This is a genomic window from Rubinisphaera italica, assembly GCF_007859715.1.
In the GTDB taxonomy this organism is placed as follows: Bacteria; Planctomycetota; Planctomycetia; order Planctomycetales; family Planctomycetaceae; genus Rubinisphaera; species Rubinisphaera italica.
Genome location: NZ_SJPG01000001.1, coordinates 1,773,070 through 1,789,638, shown reverse-complemented (window position 1 = coordinate 1,789,638; position 16,569 = coordinate 1,773,070). Strand labels below are relative to the sequence as shown.

Below are 16,569 nucleotides of genomic sequence, written 5' to 3'. Positions count from 1 at the left end.
GATTCAATTCCTGGTCGATGCAATGGATTCAGCTCTCGGCACATCCGGTGCTGTCAACTTTCGTAATGGGGCGATGCCTACAGGAGGCACGGCAAGTATCGGGATCACAGCGAGACGTTGGGCCTGAACTTCTTTCACTTCCGTAATGAACGACCATTCGCCTGCCTGCCTTTGCTTTAGTACAGGGTCTGTCACCGCAAGCGGCATCAGGCTTTGGTTGATGACCCACGCAAACGGTTCGATGTCTGCCCGTCGCAGATCGGATTGCAATTGTGTGGCTTCATGGACCGGCGTCGCTTCGGGAAGCGTGACAATCAATACTCGTGTGAATTCGGGGTCTCGCAATCGAGGTAAGAGATTCTGGACCGACTCTGGCATTTGCTGCGATTGCCGTGTGACTTCACGGTGATAGGCCAACGCCGAATCGAGTAACAGAATCGTGTGCCCCGTCGGCGCAGTATCGAGAACGACGAATTTTTCAGTTCCCTCCGCGACTGCTCGCGCGAACGCCCGGAACACTGCAATTTCTTCCGTGCAGGGAGAACGCAGGTCTTCTTCGAGTAATGCCCGCCCCGCGTCATCGAGAGATGCCCCGGCGGTTTGCATCACTTCTGCGCTGTAATCCGCCGTTTCCTGAATCGGGTCAATTCGGCTCACGGTCAGATGAGGCATCGAGTCCGCCGCCAGCGTCGCCATCACGTGGGCGGCTGGATCGGTTGTTGAGAGATGCACTTCATGACCCCGGTCGGCCAATGCGACAGCAATGCTCGCGGCGACGGTTGTCTTGCCAACGCCCCCCTTGCCCATCGAAAGAATCACACCGTGACCAGGTGCTTCGAGTTCTGTTAGTAATGAATCGAGAGCGGGTAATGCCGTCGTTGCTGATACTGTACTTTCTGAAGTGGTCGTTGATATCGCATTGGTTGAGCCGATCAGCCTCAGTAACTCGATCCCCAGGACGTTGCCTGCCGTCAATGGGACATCGGTCCGTGGCAACTCGGCGAGTACGTCGGGAATCTCTCTTAAAGCTTTGGCCGAGCGTTCTTCCATAGCCAGTGCCATCGGATCATTGTGATCAGTGGCAATGAACAGGCCGTTGATGATCAGCTGCTGATTCGCAACCCCCATCTGGCGCAGTTCGCGACTGGTTCGAGCCGCTTCATTCAATGCCGACACGTCGGGACGAGCCACAAGAACAAGCGTTGTGCTGTCTCCATCGGACAGTGTCGCGACGGACTGCTGGTAAAGTTTTTGCTGAGCCTGCAGCCCGGCGAGTGGTCCAAGGCACGATGTCCCCGTCGTATTGGTCTCCATAAATCCAGACCACGCCGATGGCAGCGTGAGCAAACGCAATGTGTGGCCTGTCGGAGCGGTGTCGAAGATGACATGGTCATATTCCGCCGTTGCTGAAGCATCACCCAATAAGCGAGAGAACTCATCAAACGCTGCAATCTCAAGCGTGCAGGAACCAGAGAACTGTTCTTCCATGCTGGCTACCGCAGCGTCCGGCAGCACTCCACGATACGGTTCGACCATCCGCTCGCGATACGCACGAGCCGATTCCGCCGGGTCAATGTTCATTGCAAACAGTCTGGACACATCAGTGATCGGCGTCGGCTCACTTCTGATCTGAGTCGCCAGGACATCATGCAGGTTTGACGCCGGATCGGTGGAAACGAGCAGTACGCGGTTCCCCTGATCGGCGAGCTGCACAGCTGTGGCACAGGCCATCGTGGTTTTGCCAACGCCCCCCTTGCCGGTGAAGAATAAAACGCGAGTGGGATGATCGAGATGTTTCATGGCAATACCTCAGCAGCAATCGGAGCTGCCGCAGCAGTCTCCGTTGTTTTCAGAAACCACGGGCAGGATCGACTCACCCAACGATGCACCCGTCCACAATGCGAGATTTTCTCGCGAGGGATACTCATTGCGACTCATGACGCGGCCATCCACCAAGACCAGCGGCAGGCAGTCCACTCCAGCGGATTGGAGCATCTGCTTGACGATGGGATTGTTGGCGTACTCAGCTGGCTGCTGCCCAAGATTGAAGCGCTCGACCGAGTGACCTTTCGACTTCAACCATTCGAGGTCACTGGCGAACCGGGGCAGGACAGGATCAATCTGCGGTCCGCAGATACCTGTCGAGCAGCACATGGCTTTGTCGTAGATTTGAACTGTACTCATGGCACTTTTCCTTTCCTCGTCGCCCAAAGATCGTCCATCGTCGAAGGACGATTATCAGGTGTAAAAAAACAGCTACAGGGCTGCAATCAACTGCTTCAACTCGGAAAGCATCTCCCGATTGATGCAGTAACAAACCTTAGGTCCATCGATCTCTCCCTGAATGAGACCTGATTCCTTCAGAATCTTCAGGTGCTGGGACACCGTTGACTGGGCCAGCGGTAGTTCAGCGACAATTTCACCACACACGCACGCTTCCCGACTGATCAACAACCGCACAATTCGTACACGAGCTGGATGAGCGACCGCCCAGGCCAGCTTGGCCAAAACACCAGCGCTCGCATCGTCCGGCAATTTGACCGGCCGCGAATCACAATCTCGCTGACGTTTTTTGGCAGTGGACATTAAACCTCTTTATCACAAATGACCTTTATCGTCGTTTTACGATTAATATTATACCTTTCCGACGAACGCGTCAACTTTGTTTTTAAACCTGCTCCAACTTTCTGTCAGGCAGCCTCCAGGATTCCAGTTTGTACCTTAGTGAAGCGATGTCGCTAACTAATATATCAGAGGTAAATGGAGCTGGTTGGACTAAACCCTGTTCCAATTGGAAACCGGATTTCCTGTAACATCTTGAACAGGACTTCCGGGGTGGCGGGGGCGCTCCGCTTCAGCGGAAGCTCCCGGAAGTTCAACGATTCGGGGGCTTCACAAACCGGTAGCAGATGATCATGAACCAAACTCGACCGATGCCTGTAGTACTAATCCACAAACTCGCTAACGAAATGATCGAGGTGCTGAATCCCAAATACGATGAACTTGTTCAAGCACTCGTATTTGACCGTCTGTATAAAGCGTTCGCAGCGTTCTTCGAGCTGAATGAGAATCACTTTGTGGCAGAGTTAATCTCGCAGCATGCGAATCATCCAATAGTTGGCCTGCAAGCCGATTCGGTCACAACCGCTTCCCGAGTATGCAGATTCAAGAACACAATCACATACAGATCGCGGAATCCTCGTGCGATCATCAAATTGACTGAAAATAAGCCTCTACCCCATAGTGTTTCTCCGTGAGTGTCCAGGGCTGCCGTCCACGAGTCGGAAGTCCGATCAGGAACCGGCTGAATCCCCTACTCTATTAGGATATTCCGAACCGCTTTAGCGGCTAACAATTACCACGACACGGCTTTATGAATACAAAGTTAGCGAAAATGTTTTTATATTTTTTAAGAGAATCCAGATCGTTTTTCCGTGGGATGTTGTGGTTAGCTGTTATTTATTAAATAAAGTGACAGCATCAAAATGAATAACAACAAAAATCAAATCTCCGATAATGAATCTGAAGAGCATGTCCGGCTGATAGCTCAGGCTCAACTTCGGCTGCACGCTTATATTCTGGCACTTGTTGGTCGACCGAGCGATGCTGAAGACCTCTTGCAGGAAACCAACGTAATTTTGTGGAGAAAACGACATACCTTTCAACCCGGCACTAACTTCTACGCTTGGGCGTTTAAGATTGCACAGTTGCAGGTTCTGGCCAATCGTTCGAAACAACATCGAAGCAAGGTTCAGTTTGATGCAGATTTATTAAATCAAATCGCTGATATCGCGAATGAAGAATCAAAGCATTACGACCAGAGGGCAGACGCTTTACTTACCTGCCTGAAGAAATTACCTGAAGAACAACGACTGTTAATTACCAGACGCTATCAACCTGATGTGGCTGTTCACTCTCTCGCTGCAGAGATGGGGAAAACTGCGAATGCGGTGTCGGAATCTTTACGAAGAATCCGAGAAGCATTGCGATTGTGTATTGAGCGAACCCTTGCGAGCGAGGTCCGTTCATGAGCAGGCTCGAACAACCAGAGGAATGGTCGATTCTCATTAATGCAATGGTGGAAGAATCAATTTCAAATAAGCAGGCAGCACGGTTCACAGAACTCCTGCAGAGCGAACCTGAATTTCGCCGCCAATATGTTTTATTTTGTCAGATGCACACCCAGTTAAACTGGCATCTCTCTTTCAAGTCTGATTCGATTATTCAATCCAAAGAGAAAGTTGTCAGAGCCAATCCAGTACAACAAAGTCGGGCCAGCTGGACGATTGGTTTTGTTGCAATGTCGGTTCTTGCAATAACTCTGGTTTGGCTGGGATGGCAATCTCCTATTAATGAAGAACCAGCACAAATCGTCAGTGCTTCAGGACGGGTGAGTATCATTCGTGGCCAGCAGGATAAGATCTGGATTCTTCCAGACGACCTTGTTCGCAATCCTGTCATGTTGCAACCAGGAGATCGAATTCAGACAGAAAGAGTGAGTACTGCCAAATTGAGATTACCGGATCAGACGGAGCTTCAATTACGGTCACTCTCTGAACTTATTTTGCCTTCTTCCTCCGAATCTGAAATCAACATTTCGCGAGGAAGTTTGTACGCCAAAGTCACACCTCAGCAAACTGGATATCCTTGGATATTTCACACGTCAAATGCTCAAGTCCGAGTCATTGGAACGGAGCTGGAATTGCTCTCATTACCAGAACAAAGCCAGGTCGCTGTTTCCGAGGGGAAAGTCGAGGTCATCCGATACTTCGATAATTCCTCTACAGCTGTTTCTGCAGGAGAATTTCTTCCCGTGTCAAAAGCATCTCCAATGAAAATAGTAAAATATCCTGTGGCCAAGTCAGAGTGGTCAGTTGATTTCAAGAATGGCCTGCCTTCAGGTTGGACCGGACGCTCAGTTGAAGAGGAAAGTGCAGTCGCAGCTGTTTCGGATAGCCAGGATCGAACATCAGCATTTCAAATCAGTTCCCAGAAGTCAGAGTCAGGATTATTCACATGGCATGACGACTCCGTATTGCACCTGACATTCCTGTTAGAACCACCTGGCTGGTTCCATATTTCTCTCTATGTCAAAACCTATGACGAAGTGGACCCGCATTTCACTTACTGCTATGCCAATCCCATTCTCTGGGAGTCGTCTACTGGACAATGGCAGACGATTAGTATTCCGCTCTCGGAGTTTCAATTGCAGATGGAAAAAACGGCTCCCGAGTCACTCGGGCGAATTCCTACTCAGATTGTTTTCCGCGGAGAAAGTGAGTCCAAGATTTTCATGATCAATCACATTGGGGTTGAACGAAGCGGTCAATCGAAGGTCAACGAGTCCAATGAATTTCTTAATGGAAAGAACGCCAGATGACTGCATTAAAACATTTTCGCTCCCATCGATTTCTCCTGACATTGAGCCTGACCATATTGATGTTGCCGGGATGTGATCATGCAGTAAACGAAAATAAAGAGCCGCCCGTTTTATCAAAAGCTGCAGTCAATACACAGGATGTAAGCACGAATCCAACAGTGCCAGGTGAAGGACCAGCTAAGAAGTCAAAACCAGAAACAACTCAGGCAAATTCACCTGTAAGCAATCCAGAATACGTGCCAGTGCAAGTTGCTAAAGATTCGCTATCAGGCTCGATTGGCAGTGGGCACTATAATGGGCAACGTGATGCGGTTGCCTATAACGCTCCTATGATTCAACATCTTTGCGTTTCCGCTGATGGTCGATTTGTCGTCATCAGTCGAACAGTCAATGAAGAGGGACAATTATTGCAGGTTTGGGATATTCCTGGCGGTCGACTGCTGAATGAAAATTATGAAGCTTCAGGGGTGACCGCGCTGACGATCAGTCCCGACAGTCAGCTGCTGGCTTACGGCATCAACGATTCGTCAATTATTATTCGGTCTTTGCCTGAAGGGAAAAAGATTTATTTAAAGCAGCACCGCTTGCCTGCAGGCGGGCTCGATTTCTCGCCTGACAGCAAACAACTCGCTAGTTTAGGGCACGATAATCAACTTCTGCTCTGGGATATTGCTAGCCAGAATGTTCTTGCTCAGGCAACAAATGGCGAGGCATCATTCGCTTCGGAAGTAAAATTCTGCAGTCCTGATCGTCTTTGGGCAAGGGACAGTGAAAATCTCCTTCGCTGGTATCAATTCTCTAATAATACACTGGAGTTCGAAAGTGAATTGAAAATACCACCAAAATTACGAATTCTCGCAACCAGCAAAAACTCAGTTTTGGGGCAACAAAAGGACTTGAGTCTCCACCTGCTGTCAACAGCGACAGGAGAAAGTCTGGCGGTCGCTAAAACTGAGACATCCACTCCGGTTGATTTGCCGAATAAAGCCGATTTGATTATGTCAGGTGCATTCTCGGGGCAATCCACGGAATTTGTAACGGCGGCAAATGATGGAAGCCTGACCTTAAGATCGATGGATATTTCCAAAATGAGTCAGTTTAAAAAACTGGAGCATGGGTATGTCATCAAGCTCGGATCTGATTCCAATGGCCGTTATTGGATCGCAGGGACAACCGAAGGGGGATTGTTTGTGCTTGATCGTGAGCATCCTGACGAAAGAAGATGGCTTATAGAAATACCCTCTCAGCCCCCACTTGTCGCCCCCCGTTTCAGTCAGGATCGAAAGACAATTCTTAGAATGGAGGATGGGGATCATATTAGAAGTACGCAGCTGGCAACTGGACTGCCAGATCATCGATATAAAATCTCAAATTTCAAAGAATCAGCCGACGCGGCTAATGTCACAACGTTATTGGCTGGTTCTGAACAGAATGTGTATTGCGGGACCAGTTCCGGATCGATTGAAATGCTGGACGATAATTCGTCTATGCCACCTACCAGGTTCTCTGTTTCCGACTCGGCCATTACCGCGATGGCGGAGACGCCCGATCGTCAGACATTGCTGGTCGGGGACGAAAATGGACAAGCAATCTGGTTTGATCTGACTCACACCGATGAAAAGTTCACTCGTCGAGAGCAGACAGGTCGAATCTGGTCGATCGATTTCTCATCGAACTCTCTACGAGCGGTCACCGCAAGTGAGGATCAATCGGTCATTGTATGGGATGTCGCCAATCGTGAAAAACAGTTCATCCTGAATGAACACAAGCATGCAGTACAAATTGTAGAATTCAGTCCCTACGACCGCTGGCTTGTCAGCGGCGATCGGAGTGGGCACTTTATTCTTTGGGATATGAAAGTGGGAAAATCTGTCTGGAATGGGACTGTAAAAGAGAATATGGTGCAATTTAAAGGCATTCCCATGCATGCTCCAATAGAGACTTCAAATGAGTGTTTTCCCGATTTGGGCATCACATCAGTTGCATTCAGCCCCAACCAAAAAGTCCTGGCAGTAGGGACTGCAACTGGATATCTGCAAACATTCGATCTCACCAACTTCCGCGAATTGTCAGTCGTCTCCCTGGGTCAACCCGTCGCTGATCTGGAATTTGCGGAAGACGGAACTTCGCTCCTGGCAGCCACACTTACTGGTGATGTTGAGAGATATTGGCAAAGCCCGGATCCTCCATTTATGCTGCCCGGACACGAGGGACAGGTTCGTTTTGCGGCACTGGACTCAAGAGGGCTCAAAGCGGTGACCGGGGGACACGATCAACAGCTTTGCGTTTGGGATGTTGATCAGACAAAGTTAATTGCGTCTATTGAAAATGATGGAGAAGGCATTGCTGGTGGGGCATTATCGCCAACTGGGAACCGAGCCGTAACGGTCGGCTTTGGATCTGGAGTGGTATTCTGGGATCTGGATCAGATGCGAAGAATTGAAAAACGTTATGGACACAAGGCACGCACCTGGTGCCTCGCCTTCACTCGTGATGGAAACAGGGTCGCCTCGGGCTCTGACGATAAGACGGTCAAAATCTGGGACTTTGCGACGAGAAAAAACACGCTGACCATTCCTCACGAGAACTCCGTTCGCTTTGTTACTTTTTCGCCAGATGGTCAGCAAATACTGACGAGTACGTTTGATGAACGTGGCTGGAAATATCCGGCTGATCTTCAGCTGTGGGACAGTTCAACCGGAAAGTTGCTGAGGAAATTCAACGGGCATCGAGTGAATGTGACTGGTGCGTGCTTTAATGCCAGCGGAACGGAAATCATTTCCTGCGGAGCGGATGGTCAGACTTGCCGCTGGAATGTTTCCACAGGGAAGTGTTTGCAAGATTTAACGCGTCAAAATGGTGTCTACAATCCTAACCTGATCAATGATGGCCAACTCTTGATCAGTAAACGTTTTGGAAACGGTATCTTTATCGATGAAGCCATGTCACTGAATCGTTTGGCTGAATTCAGTGTACCGACTCAATCAGTAGACGATTTGAATGTCTCCCCTGATGGTCACCGAGTTATTGCCGCCACGAAAGAGGGGCGAGTTTATGTCTGGAGCATCGCAGGTGAATAAGAAACGTCACCGGGCTTTTACAATTATAGAACTGCTGGTCACATTGTCTGTGATTGGTTTGCTGATCGCATTGTTGCTGCCTGCGGTTCAAAAGGTTCGAGAAACAGCACGAAGGATGAGCTGTGCAAACAATCTCAAGCAAATTGGTATTGCGTTGAACAGCTATCATGAAGTGCACAATGTACTGCCCTTCGGTTGTGGATCCGACAACGATGGCATTGTTTCCTCGCTTGGGACATTGAATGACAGACGATATTCAGCTCACTCTCAGTTTCTCCCATATCTGGAACAGGCTAACGTTTATGACCTGATCGATTTTAACGTTGCCCCCTTTCACCCCTATATCAATTCGGGCATAACAGAACCCGACTGCATAGCGAGCGGTGGTCTCAGTGCAGTAAATGGGGCAGCAGCGATTACCGTCATCAGCACATTTATATGTCCTTCCGATATCGATCGTCTCGTGGGAGTGATGTGGGGACATAATAATTATCGCTCCTGCAACGGTGGAGGCTGGCACGGTAGAAATGGGAATGGTATGTTCGGCCAAAACAGTAGCGTTCGCTTCGGCATGGTTTCTGACGGACTTTCTAACACCGTGATGTTCAGCGAACGCTGCAAAGGGACGATGAATCATGATGTCTATGATTCATCGTCCGATATCTACAACATTGCTGGCATCTGGAGTGAAGAGACATTTCAAAAGTTTTGTCAAAGCCTCTCTCCTGAAACGAGTGCCGCCTATCCTCAGAATGTTGATGCCGGACAGAATTGGCTGGAGGGCAACTTTAACTGGACCCGTTATAACCATCTAGTGAATCCGAACAGTGTGAGTTGCAAAAATGGGTTCACCTGGGATGGAGTCGGCATGGCTGCCTCGAGTCGTCACTCCAGTGGAGTCAACGCCCTGCTTGGGGATGGAGGTGTCCGTTTCTTTAACGAAAATATCGATTCGTCGATTTGGCAGGGACTTGGAACAATTCACGGCGAGGAAGTCCTTGCGGATTTTTAATTTCATTGCTTGCAAGATCACAAAAGGCACAATCTCATGTTCACACGACTTCTTCTGGCAAGCGTTCTTGTCATGTCTTCATCGTCGCTGTGGGCCAACAGTTATTCCTGGGATTTCCATAACGGACATTTTGATAATCTTTCCCTGGTCCCGATTGGGCCCGGAGCCGTTAATCTTCTCAGTCCAACGGAAAAAGGATTAAAAATCACCGCACCAGCTGGTTACAACGTCAAAATGGTTGGATTTTCTCCTCGGTTTCTTATCCAGGGAGACTTCAAAATCTCTATCGATTATTCGATAACGAACTGGACTCAGCCCAAAAGTGGTTACGGAAGTGGCCCAACAATTTACGTATCGATGGGGACAACAGACGACCCAGCCGCCTCGATCAATCGGCGTTTGCGTCCCGATGGAAGAGATGTCTATGGTGTATTCGCTGCACGAGTTGACGACGGCAAACGCACTCCGACCGCTAAGCTTTTTGATGTTCCCAGTAAATCTGTAATGGATGGCAGGTTACAAATCCAGCGAATCAACGATGAAATCATTTATTCTGCAGCTGATGATTTACTGACCGAATTTCATGAACTGGCCACACTTCCCGTCAGTGATTCTGATGTGACGCTCGTTCGAATGGGGCTTGAACAGAGCGATGTACAGTCGGCAGCAACAATCCAACTGCACCGGATCGACATTGAAGCCGATGAATTGCCACATCTTCCTTCTGAACAGGCACGTACTTCCCGGCTCTATCGACCGAGATACCTCCCTCCAGCAGAGCCGACCTCCTATCGCTGGCTGTGGCAGTCTCTCATTGCATTGCTCGTTGGTTGTATCTCGGGAATCTGGGCCTGGAGACGATATACTTAGACCGATGATATTTAGACACAAGTTCAAGTCAACGATACGTCTGAACTTACCAGCTTACGGTTGGAAACTTCGTCATTGAGGATTTTGCTTATTGAAAGAAAAAGATAGTTGGCTCATCAATAGCTGGCGAAATTCATGGAATGGCCGGTCAAGCAGCCTTCCGATCAAACGACTTGATCAAGCCCTCAACGTATTTTCTGACCTCAATCAGATCGATGGAAATTGTCGCCATTTTACCAGGTTCCTCCCGAATCGGTGGCAGGTGCTCCCGTTCCATTTGAATTCTTTTTGTGTTGTAAAATTTCGTAAACTCGACTGCGAGATAATCGAAATGCCTTGAGGAGCAGACTTTTCTCAGCCTGATTCGGCACGACGGCAGGTCCGCTGTCACCACCTCGTAGCAAGCCTGCGCGATGTCCCACACACAATCCGCCCTGCACCTTTTCGCTCCGATCGCGTGACACTCGTAGCAGTTCTCGACCAGCACGGGACGTTTCTTCGTCTAGAGAATGTGAGTTGCAGTTACGAGAAGTCATGAGGTTCATCGGCCTTGGCCCGTGAGATCCGACACACCAGTGCCAACATGAAAAGTCCAAATCGTTTCATGTCGATTCCTTCGCTCGAGCATATTCAAAAATTACCTGCAGCGTTCAGCAGAAGCAAACACATCGTTTTTAGGACATTTGATGCCCATGCGACTGCAGAAACCATTTGAAAATGGTCTAACCAGCAAGGTGTGATTCCACAGCAATAGGGAAATTGCAAATCCCACTCAAAGCAACTGTTTCATCGACATCAAAAGGGGCAAGTTACTTCCGTAGATTGTGGTGAAACTTGCCGCGAATGTCTCGCATCGTTTGCCAGATATTGGCTTTAAAATCTTGCGGAGAAACACAGACGAACAGATAGCCGTGCCCAGTTGTTTTGTCTGTCCAAGCCTGGATTATTAGATTCAAAATTTGCGATTTCTGGGTCACAAACGGTTCAGTCCATTTGACCTTTGCCGAATATTCTGTGAGTCCTTGAGGGTAAATATTCTGTGAATCGGACGGTATGACTTTTGTCAGTTTGCAGGTAAACGGGCTGGTGTCGAATTCCTTTTTTCTGCTATTGAAGATGGTACGAGACAGCCCTTGATAATACATGAGTAATTCGCGTTCAATATTTTTTTGTGTTAATTCACTGCCGGGATCGATTTTAAATACGAAGAAGTAGGAGAAAAACGTGTTCGATTTTTCCTGAAACATACCCGGCGAAAACCGGGCTTCTTCGATCCCTTTGAACTGCATTTCTTTGGCAAATGAAGGGGGCAGCGGAATTTGCTCGCCCTTCCAACCAGCCGGAACGGTGATGTTCTTTGCCAACTCCAAATCATCAGCCAACACGGTATTCATACCAGACAGAATTGCAAGAATAACTGTAAAACGGCGAATATCCAAAGCCTGCATACAAGGTATTTTCTATCTTGAGGAATACGGAAGTCTAAATCGAGGCGATTTCGAAGCCGGTGCGGTAGTCCCGTGTCAAGTATTTGTTGGCATCCGAGTTGTTCGTGATTTTGAGAGCTATGCCATCGAATTCGAGGGTTTCGCCCGGAAAGTGCGCGGCAACATTCCCTAATTGCACGGCTTCGGTCAGATGTCCTCCGTATTCAAACCCATCGCTGGGCTGTTTTCCGGATAGGCAACCATCAACCCAGCCGTGATAATGGTCGAGGCTTTCCACCGGTTCTATTTTAACACCTTCTATGTTTACGAAGGGTTGGCTGTAATGAGGCAGAATCATATTGCCGTTTTGACCGACGAAAATCGAGCCTCCGCCAGGCAGAGACTGGCCGGGTAAAAGCTTGGCGATTCCGTTACTTGGCCTCCGTCCACCATCGTACCAGGTAATTGGCAGGCTGCGACTGGCCGTATACTGAGTGCCGGGAATGATGTATTTGATGGTTTCCTGGGCGGGCCAGACTTCATCATTCATGCCGGTGTGCTCTGAGCGTACACTCAGTGGATCGCCAGTAATATTGAGAGCCGAATACACTGGATCAAGTAAATGACAGCCGAAATCGCCGATGGCTCCGGAGCCGAAGTCCTGCCAGTCTCTCCACGTGAAGGGATGGTACACTCGGTTTCCGCCGTAAGGACGCATAGGGGCAACGCTGATCCAGAGGTTCCAATCGAGCGATTTCGGAATCGCTTCACCTTTCGCAGGCTTGTCGAGCAAACCGCTGCGCCCATGCCCGGTGGTGCCGACCCAGGAATGCACAGCCGTTACCTTCCCGATGATTCCATCTTGAATCGCTTTGACTGCGGTGCGATAAGCCGAGTGCGAATGGATTTGGTTGCCCATCCGCGTGATAACACCCGATTTTTTTGCTTGCAATCGCATTTGGCGGGCTTCCCAAACCGTACGTGTCAGCGGCTTCTGGCAGTATACGTGTTTACCACGTTGCATAGCATCAAGGCTAATGATGGCGTGAGTATGGTCGGGGGTTGAAACCGAGACGGCATCGATTTTATCACCCAGCTCATCCAACATTTTTTTGTAGTCCTGATAGACAGGAGCTTCAGGGGCCAATGGCTTAATTTTTGCGGTCCGCGACAAATCGACATCGCAAAAGGCGACACATTTCACTTTGTCGTGGCTGGCAATGAGCTTAATGTCGGAAAACCCTTTGCCGTCGGTGCCGATGCCCGCAAACTGCAATTGCGAGTTCAAATTTTGTCCGCGGACAATTGCCGGTGCCGCGAAAGCGGACGCGGCTGCGACGGATGTTTTCAAAAACGCTCGACGGCTGGCAACTGAATTGCATGTCATGATTGCGGGTTTCCTGCTAAGTATGTTAGTTGGAAGTGTTTTGGGTCAGAGCCAGTTTATGGTTTTATATTGAATTGACATCATAACATAAAGCGGTCCGTGACGTGTCAATTGAGTCAACGTGATGAAGTGTGAGCAAATTCGTAAGGTGGATTCATTTTGAAATGCACGGGTTGATGGAAAAGAGTGAAATTCATTGAATGCACAGCCAAGCTGCCTTCCGCTCAAACGACTTGATCAAGCTACCCACGTATCTCCTCATTTCAATCTGGTCGTGGAAATGATCGCCACTTTATTGGGCTCCTCTCGAATCGGCGGCAGGTGGTCCCGTTCCATGTGGATTCTTTTTGTGTTGTAATAATTCGTAAACTCGTTCGTCAGATAATCCAGATGCATCTTACCGAACACAATAAATTTGTTGAGGCATTCCAGTTTGATCGACTCGATAAATCGCTCACACCGATCATTCAGATTCGGGGATGCTTTCGGTATCCTCTTGCTGCCATTACTCATTTGTGTCTGGAAGTTCCGGAATTTCCAATATCAATGGCTCCGTAGAGATGAGTTTGGGAATCACATACGAATCGGTGAAGTGGTGGTCGGTCAGCCATTTTCGGTTAGAGGCTTTGTATAATCGAGGGGGATAGCCAGTTGGGTAAGTCCAGGTAAACAGACCTTCTCGATTTGTCCTCACACCACCGACGCCGACATCGTTCCACGAAATCGGATGTCCATATACGCTCCAGTCATTGGCTGGTGAGCCATCGGCGTATTGCAGACGACCACTTAGAGATTTCCTGGGGACGTAAACTTCCGGAGGCAATGTGACGAGTTGATCGGTCACCGGAACCTCGGCTTCGATTCCCAAATGGCCGCTGCGGCCATCAAACCATGAGGTACCCGCATAACCTTCTGGTCTACTGCTCACTCGGATATTGATCGGCCCCGGCAAGACATGGGCAGTCCACCAGCCGTTCTTGTCAGTGGTCGTCGGTTTGCTTTGACGCCAGCTTCCATCATTTATCGCAGATCCCCAGAGGACGCGTAATTTCATATCGGGGATCCCCTCTTTGGTGTCCGACTTAATGAACTGCTGACGCACAACGACAGCGGGCACCAATTGTGGATTGTCAATTATTATGCGATCTTCACCGGGTGTTAATGACGGGATATAGGGGATCTTCATTTTCATAAGTGAATCAGCCGTGAGTGAAGAGACCATCAAAACTCGACCCGCAGCAATGTTGTCAACAGAAAAACGACCATCCTCGACGATGTCTACCACTGCTCGGCCCGACATGGGTGGCTGAGCACCACGCGTTTCCGTGAGAATTTGCAATTGCAGGTTCTCCATTTTAGAACTCTCATACCCTATAATCTGACCGCTCAGGCTGGCGGTCGGGTGCAGCGTGAGTTTGAGCGGTTCCTCCCCTTTTACCCATTGCGATGCGAAAATAGATTTCAGATATTGAGTTCCAAACCCTTCGGCTGTTACTCCGACACCTCGAATTGCAGCCGAACTCCAACCTCGGAAGGTTACCTCGCCATCATTATTCGTCACCGCGGTTTGCCGATTTTGAACCTCCTCGGGGAGTTCTCGCGTGACACTCCGTGGAATCTGAATGGCTTCCAGGGTGACTTTGGCTCCGACAATGGGTTCATCCTCGGGATCGACAACTTGAACCTTCCCTTGCTCCTCGGAAATTCGAATCTTGAGATGATCTTGCAGATACGACCACGTGCAATTCATTGATAATGTTCCTGTCGCTCCGTCTTTGCGAACCGCCCAGAAACTACCATCAAACACGAAGTGAGACTTGAGGGCAAGAATCGAGAATACGCCTGCGTCATCAGTACGGGCTTCGAATGCCAGGGGAGGACCAGTTGCGAATGGTTTGCTCGACTTCCTGAATTTATCGAATTCCTGAGGAGTGACAAACATGCCGACCCAACATTCGGGCACTGGGTTTCCCTTAGCATCGACGACCGTTCCACTTAACGGAATCAATTCAGTCTCATTATCCGGTTTGAGGTTATCAGCGAGCGTTGTCGATTCATTCGATGTTTCATCAAGAGGCGTTAATATTTGCTTTTGTTCTTCCGAAATGGGGACTCCGTTGACGGAGATGCGGACCGCCGATTTTGGTCCCGGAAAGACACTCAAGTTTTTGAACCGTACGACATCGTAAAGACTCCGCTGCAGTTTGAGCAGCTTAGGCATCGGTTGCTCTTTGTCAAAGTAAAAAGCGACAATCTGGGCGGATTGAAATTCCTCTCGGACAGAACTTCGAAGTGATTCCGGAAAAAATGAACTGGAGACTGATCCGCCGACGACCGTAGGTGTCATTACGATTGGCTCCCCCTTATCACGTTCGATTTTCAATTGCCAGGCGTAGTGCCAGGCGTCGTCAATAACCACATACAGGCGTCGATCCTCTAGGGATTGCAGGACCTGCATGCCTTGAGAATTATCGAGTGAAACATCTACCCAGTTCTCCTGCGAAACGGAAACTTCCACATACGCATGATTGTAAGGAATATCAGACATGATTGTCGTCAAAGGAAGTTGCACAAACTCATCGTCAATTGGCACAGAGAAATTGCCATAGCCACCAACCCCACTGGTGCTCATCGAAGCTCGTGTTCCTTTGGGACCAACGACCTGCAGTGAAACGCCTCGTGTCGATTTTAGCATTTGATTCTCAACGCGGGCAGGAACCAACGAGAGTGGGTCAAATCCTTGTGGAGGATCAATCAATTCCCCGTCGGCTTTCCAGAAAATGTCCACGTTCTTCCCATCGATTTTTTCGGTGGCAGAAAGGGAGTTCAACTCGACCCAGCGACGCGAATCCAATTGCACACGTAATCCGCTGCCGCTTGGAGGTATGTCGATGTAGGATTTGTACTTTTCTATTGGCCAGGGAACTTCAGATGGAGCTGGTTTCAGAGCCCTTGGAATGGGCTCTTTTGTCTCTCCATTAGGCTCTTCCGCTTTCTTTACTGTTATTGAGTCCGTCGCATCGAAGTCCTTACCCTTCTTCTCTGATTCCTGCTTACCTGTCACAGCGACTTCGGCTGCTAAAACATTTCCAGCGTGGGGTGCATAGAAAGCGGAAGTGGTCAGAGTCAAAAACCAAAGTATGAAAAAACTGGTTAGCGAGTATTGGCAGGAAGGACGATCATAGGCTTTCAAATGAAATCGTCGCAGAAGATTTCCTCTGTCTGACGCGTTCAAGAGATTGAAAATATTGAAAGAGAGAAGAATGATGTTAGACAATAATCGGGCGATTAGACATTTAAACTCATTAGAACTCACAGACATCTGTGCAGTCTCCTGTCGGAATAAGCCAAAATCAGCTGGTTACCGGTAGCTATACGGACTTTTAATTCTGTCCGACCGATAACTCCTGTGC

General features: G+C 49.0%; 14 protein-coding genes. 6 read left to right on the top strand and 8 right to left on the bottom strand.

The features are described 5' to 3' along the window. Positions 1 to 3: 3 nt before the first annotated feature. From arsA to Pan54_RS06570, 3 genes are all read right to left on the bottom strand, one after another. A complete protein-coding gene (gene arsA, locus Pan54_RS06580) occupies positions 4 to 1,800 on the bottom strand; it encodes an arsenical pump-driving ATPase (protein ID WP_146502746.1) in 1,797 nt (598 codons plus the stop codon). Between the two features lie 9 nt (positions 1,801 to 1,809). Continuing rightward, the gene (gene arsD, locus Pan54_RS06575; RefSeq protein ID WP_146502745.1) at positions 1,810 to 2,184 is read right to left on the bottom strand and encodes an arsenite efflux transporter metallochaperone ArsD; all 375 of its coding nucleotides are present in this window, start codon (positions 2,182 to 2,184) and stop codon (positions 1,810 to 1,812) included. A gap of 72 nt (positions 2,185 to 2,256) precedes the next feature. Further along, positions 2,257 to 2,586, bottom strand: coding sequence for an ArsR/SmtB family transcription factor (locus Pan54_RS06570; RefSeq protein WP_146502744.1), 330 nt, complete (start codon positions 2,584 to 2,586; stop codon positions 2,257 to 2,259). A 329-nt stretch (positions 2,587 to 2,915) separates the two neighbouring features. On the opposite strand from Pan54_RS06570, the gene Pan54_RS06565 reads away from it, so the two are divergent. The 6 genes from Pan54_RS06565 (at position 2,916) to Pan54_RS06540 (ending at position 10,342) form a co-directional block, all read left to right on the top strand. Next, on the top strand, positions 2,916 to 3,257 hold the full coding sequence (locus tag Pan54_RS06565) for a hypothetical protein (RefSeq protein ID WP_146502743.1): 342 nt from the start codon (positions 2,916 to 2,918) through the stop codon (positions 3,255 to 3,257). 228 nt (positions 3,258 to 3,485) lie between these two features. Further along, the gene (locus Pan54_RS06560) at positions 3,486 to 4,031 is read left to right on the top strand and encodes a sigma-70 family RNA polymerase sigma factor (protein ID WP_146502742.1); all 546 of its coding nucleotides are present in this window, start codon (positions 3,486 to 3,488) and stop codon (positions 4,029 to 4,031) included. Further along, complete coding sequence (locus Pan54_RS06555) at positions 4,028 to 5,380, top strand: FecR family protein (protein WP_146502741.1); 1,353 nt, start codon at positions 4,028 to 4,030, stop codon at positions 5,378 to 5,380. Before Pan54_RS06560 ends, Pan54_RS06555 begins: the two co-directional genes overlap by 4 nt. Beyond that, complete coding sequence (locus Pan54_RS06550; RefSeq protein WP_146502740.1) at positions 5,377 to 8,460, top strand: WD40 repeat domain-containing protein; 3,084 nt, start codon at positions 5,377 to 5,379, stop codon at positions 8,458 to 8,460. The genes Pan54_RS06555 and Pan54_RS06550 overlap by 4 nt, the downstream gene beginning before the upstream one ends. Continuing rightward, positions 8,453 to 9,472 carry a DUF1559 domain-containing protein gene (locus Pan54_RS06545; protein ID WP_165441619.1) on the top strand — a complete coding sequence of 340 codons (1,020 nt, stop codon included), beginning with the start codon at positions 8,453 to 8,455 and terminating at the stop codon, positions 9,470 to 9,472. Before Pan54_RS06550 ends, Pan54_RS06545 begins: the two co-directional genes overlap by 8 nt. 36 nt (positions 9,473 to 9,508) lie before the next feature. Next, positions 9,509 to 10,342: a DUF1583 domain-containing protein gene (locus tag Pan54_RS06540; RefSeq protein WP_146502738.1), complete on the top strand. Its 834-nt coding sequence runs from the start codon at positions 9,509 to 9,511 to the stop codon at positions 10,340 to 10,342. Between the two features lie 233 nt (positions 10,343 to 10,575). On the opposite strand, the gene Pan54_RS06535 is transcribed toward Pan54_RS06540, so the two are convergent. The 5 genes from Pan54_RS06535 to Pan54_RS06515 all read right to left on the bottom strand — a co-directional run bounded on the left by Pan54_RS06535 (position 10,576) and on the right by Pan54_RS06515 (position 16,286). Further along, on the bottom strand, positions 10,576 to 10,878 hold the full coding sequence (locus Pan54_RS06535; RefSeq protein WP_165441618.1) for a c-type cytochrome domain-containing protein: 303 nt from the start codon (positions 10,876 to 10,878) through the stop codon (positions 10,576 to 10,578). 273 nt (positions 10,879 to 11,151) lie between these two features. After that, positions 11,152 to 11,790: a hypothetical protein gene (locus Pan54_RS06530; protein WP_146502736.1), complete on the bottom strand. Its 639-nt coding sequence runs from the start codon at positions 11,788 to 11,790 to the stop codon at positions 11,152 to 11,154. A 34-nt stretch (positions 11,791 to 11,824) separates the two neighbouring features. After that, positions 11,825 to 13,156: a Gfo/Idh/MocA family protein gene (locus tag Pan54_RS06525; protein ID WP_146502735.1), complete on the bottom strand. Its 1,332-nt coding sequence runs from the start codon at positions 13,154 to 13,156 to the stop codon at positions 11,825 to 11,827. Positions 13,157 to 13,414: 258 nt separating this feature from the next. After that, positions 13,415 to 13,669, bottom strand: coding sequence for an integrase core domain-containing protein (locus tag Pan54_RS06520; RefSeq protein ID WP_146502734.1), 255 nt, complete (start codon positions 13,667 to 13,669; stop codon positions 13,415 to 13,417). Then, positions 13,662 to 16,286 (bottom strand): carboxypeptidase-like regulatory domain-containing protein, encoded by a 2,625-nt coding sequence (locus Pan54_RS06515; RefSeq protein ID WP_146502733.1) that lies wholly within the window; start codon positions 16,284 to 16,286, stop codon positions 13,662 to 13,664. Before Pan54_RS06515 ends, Pan54_RS06520 begins: the two co-directional genes overlap by 8 nt. Between the last annotated feature and the right edge of the window lie 283 nt (positions 16,287 to 16,569).

Bases quoted from the DNA above. Each gene is read 5' to 3' on its own strand.
- Pan54_RS06535 (WP_165441618.1), bottom strand. From the start codon at position 10,878: ATGACTTCTCGTAACTGCAACTCACATTCTCTAGACGAAGAAACGTCC.
- Pan54_RS06570 (WP_146502744.1), bottom strand. From the start codon at position 2,586: ATGTCCACTGCCAAAAAACGTCAGCGAGATTGTGATTCGCGGCCGGTC.
- arsA (WP_146502746.1), bottom strand. From the start codon at position 1,800: ATGAAACATCTCGATCATCCCACTCGCGTTTTATTCTTCACCGGCAAG.
- Pan54_RS06560 (WP_146502742.1), top strand. From the start codon at position 3,486: ATGAATAACAACAAAAATCAAATCTCCGATAATGAATCTGAAGAGCAT.
- Pan54_RS06550 (WP_146502740.1), top strand. From the start codon at position 5,377: ATGACTGCATTAAAACATTTTCGCTCCCATCGATTTCTCCTGACATTG.
- arsD (WP_146502745.1), bottom strand. From the start codon at position 2,184: ATGAGTACAGTTCAAATCTACGACAAAGCCATGTGCTGCTCGACAGGT.
- Pan54_RS06555 (WP_146502741.1), top strand. From the start codon at position 4,028: ATGAGCAGGCTCGAACAACCAGAGGAATGGTCGATTCTCATTAATGCA.
- Pan54_RS06540 (WP_146502738.1), top strand. From the start codon at position 9,509: ATGTTCACACGACTTCTTCTGGCAAGCGTTCTTGTCATGTCTTCATCG.
- Pan54_RS06525 (WP_146502735.1), bottom strand. From the start codon at position 13,156: ATGACATGCAATTCAGTTGCCAGCCGTCGAGCGTTTTTGAAAACATCC.
- Pan54_RS06530 (WP_146502736.1), bottom strand. From the start codon at position 11,790: ATGCAGGCTTTGGATATTCGCCGTTTTACAGTTATTCTTGCAATTCTG.
- Pan54_RS06520 (WP_146502734.1), bottom strand. From the start codon at position 13,669: ATGAGTAATGGCAGCAAGAGGATACCGAAAGCATCCCCGAATCTGAAT.
- Pan54_RS06565 (WP_146502743.1), top strand. From the start codon at position 2,916: ATGAACCAAACTCGACCGATGCCTGTAGTACTAATCCACAAACTCGCT.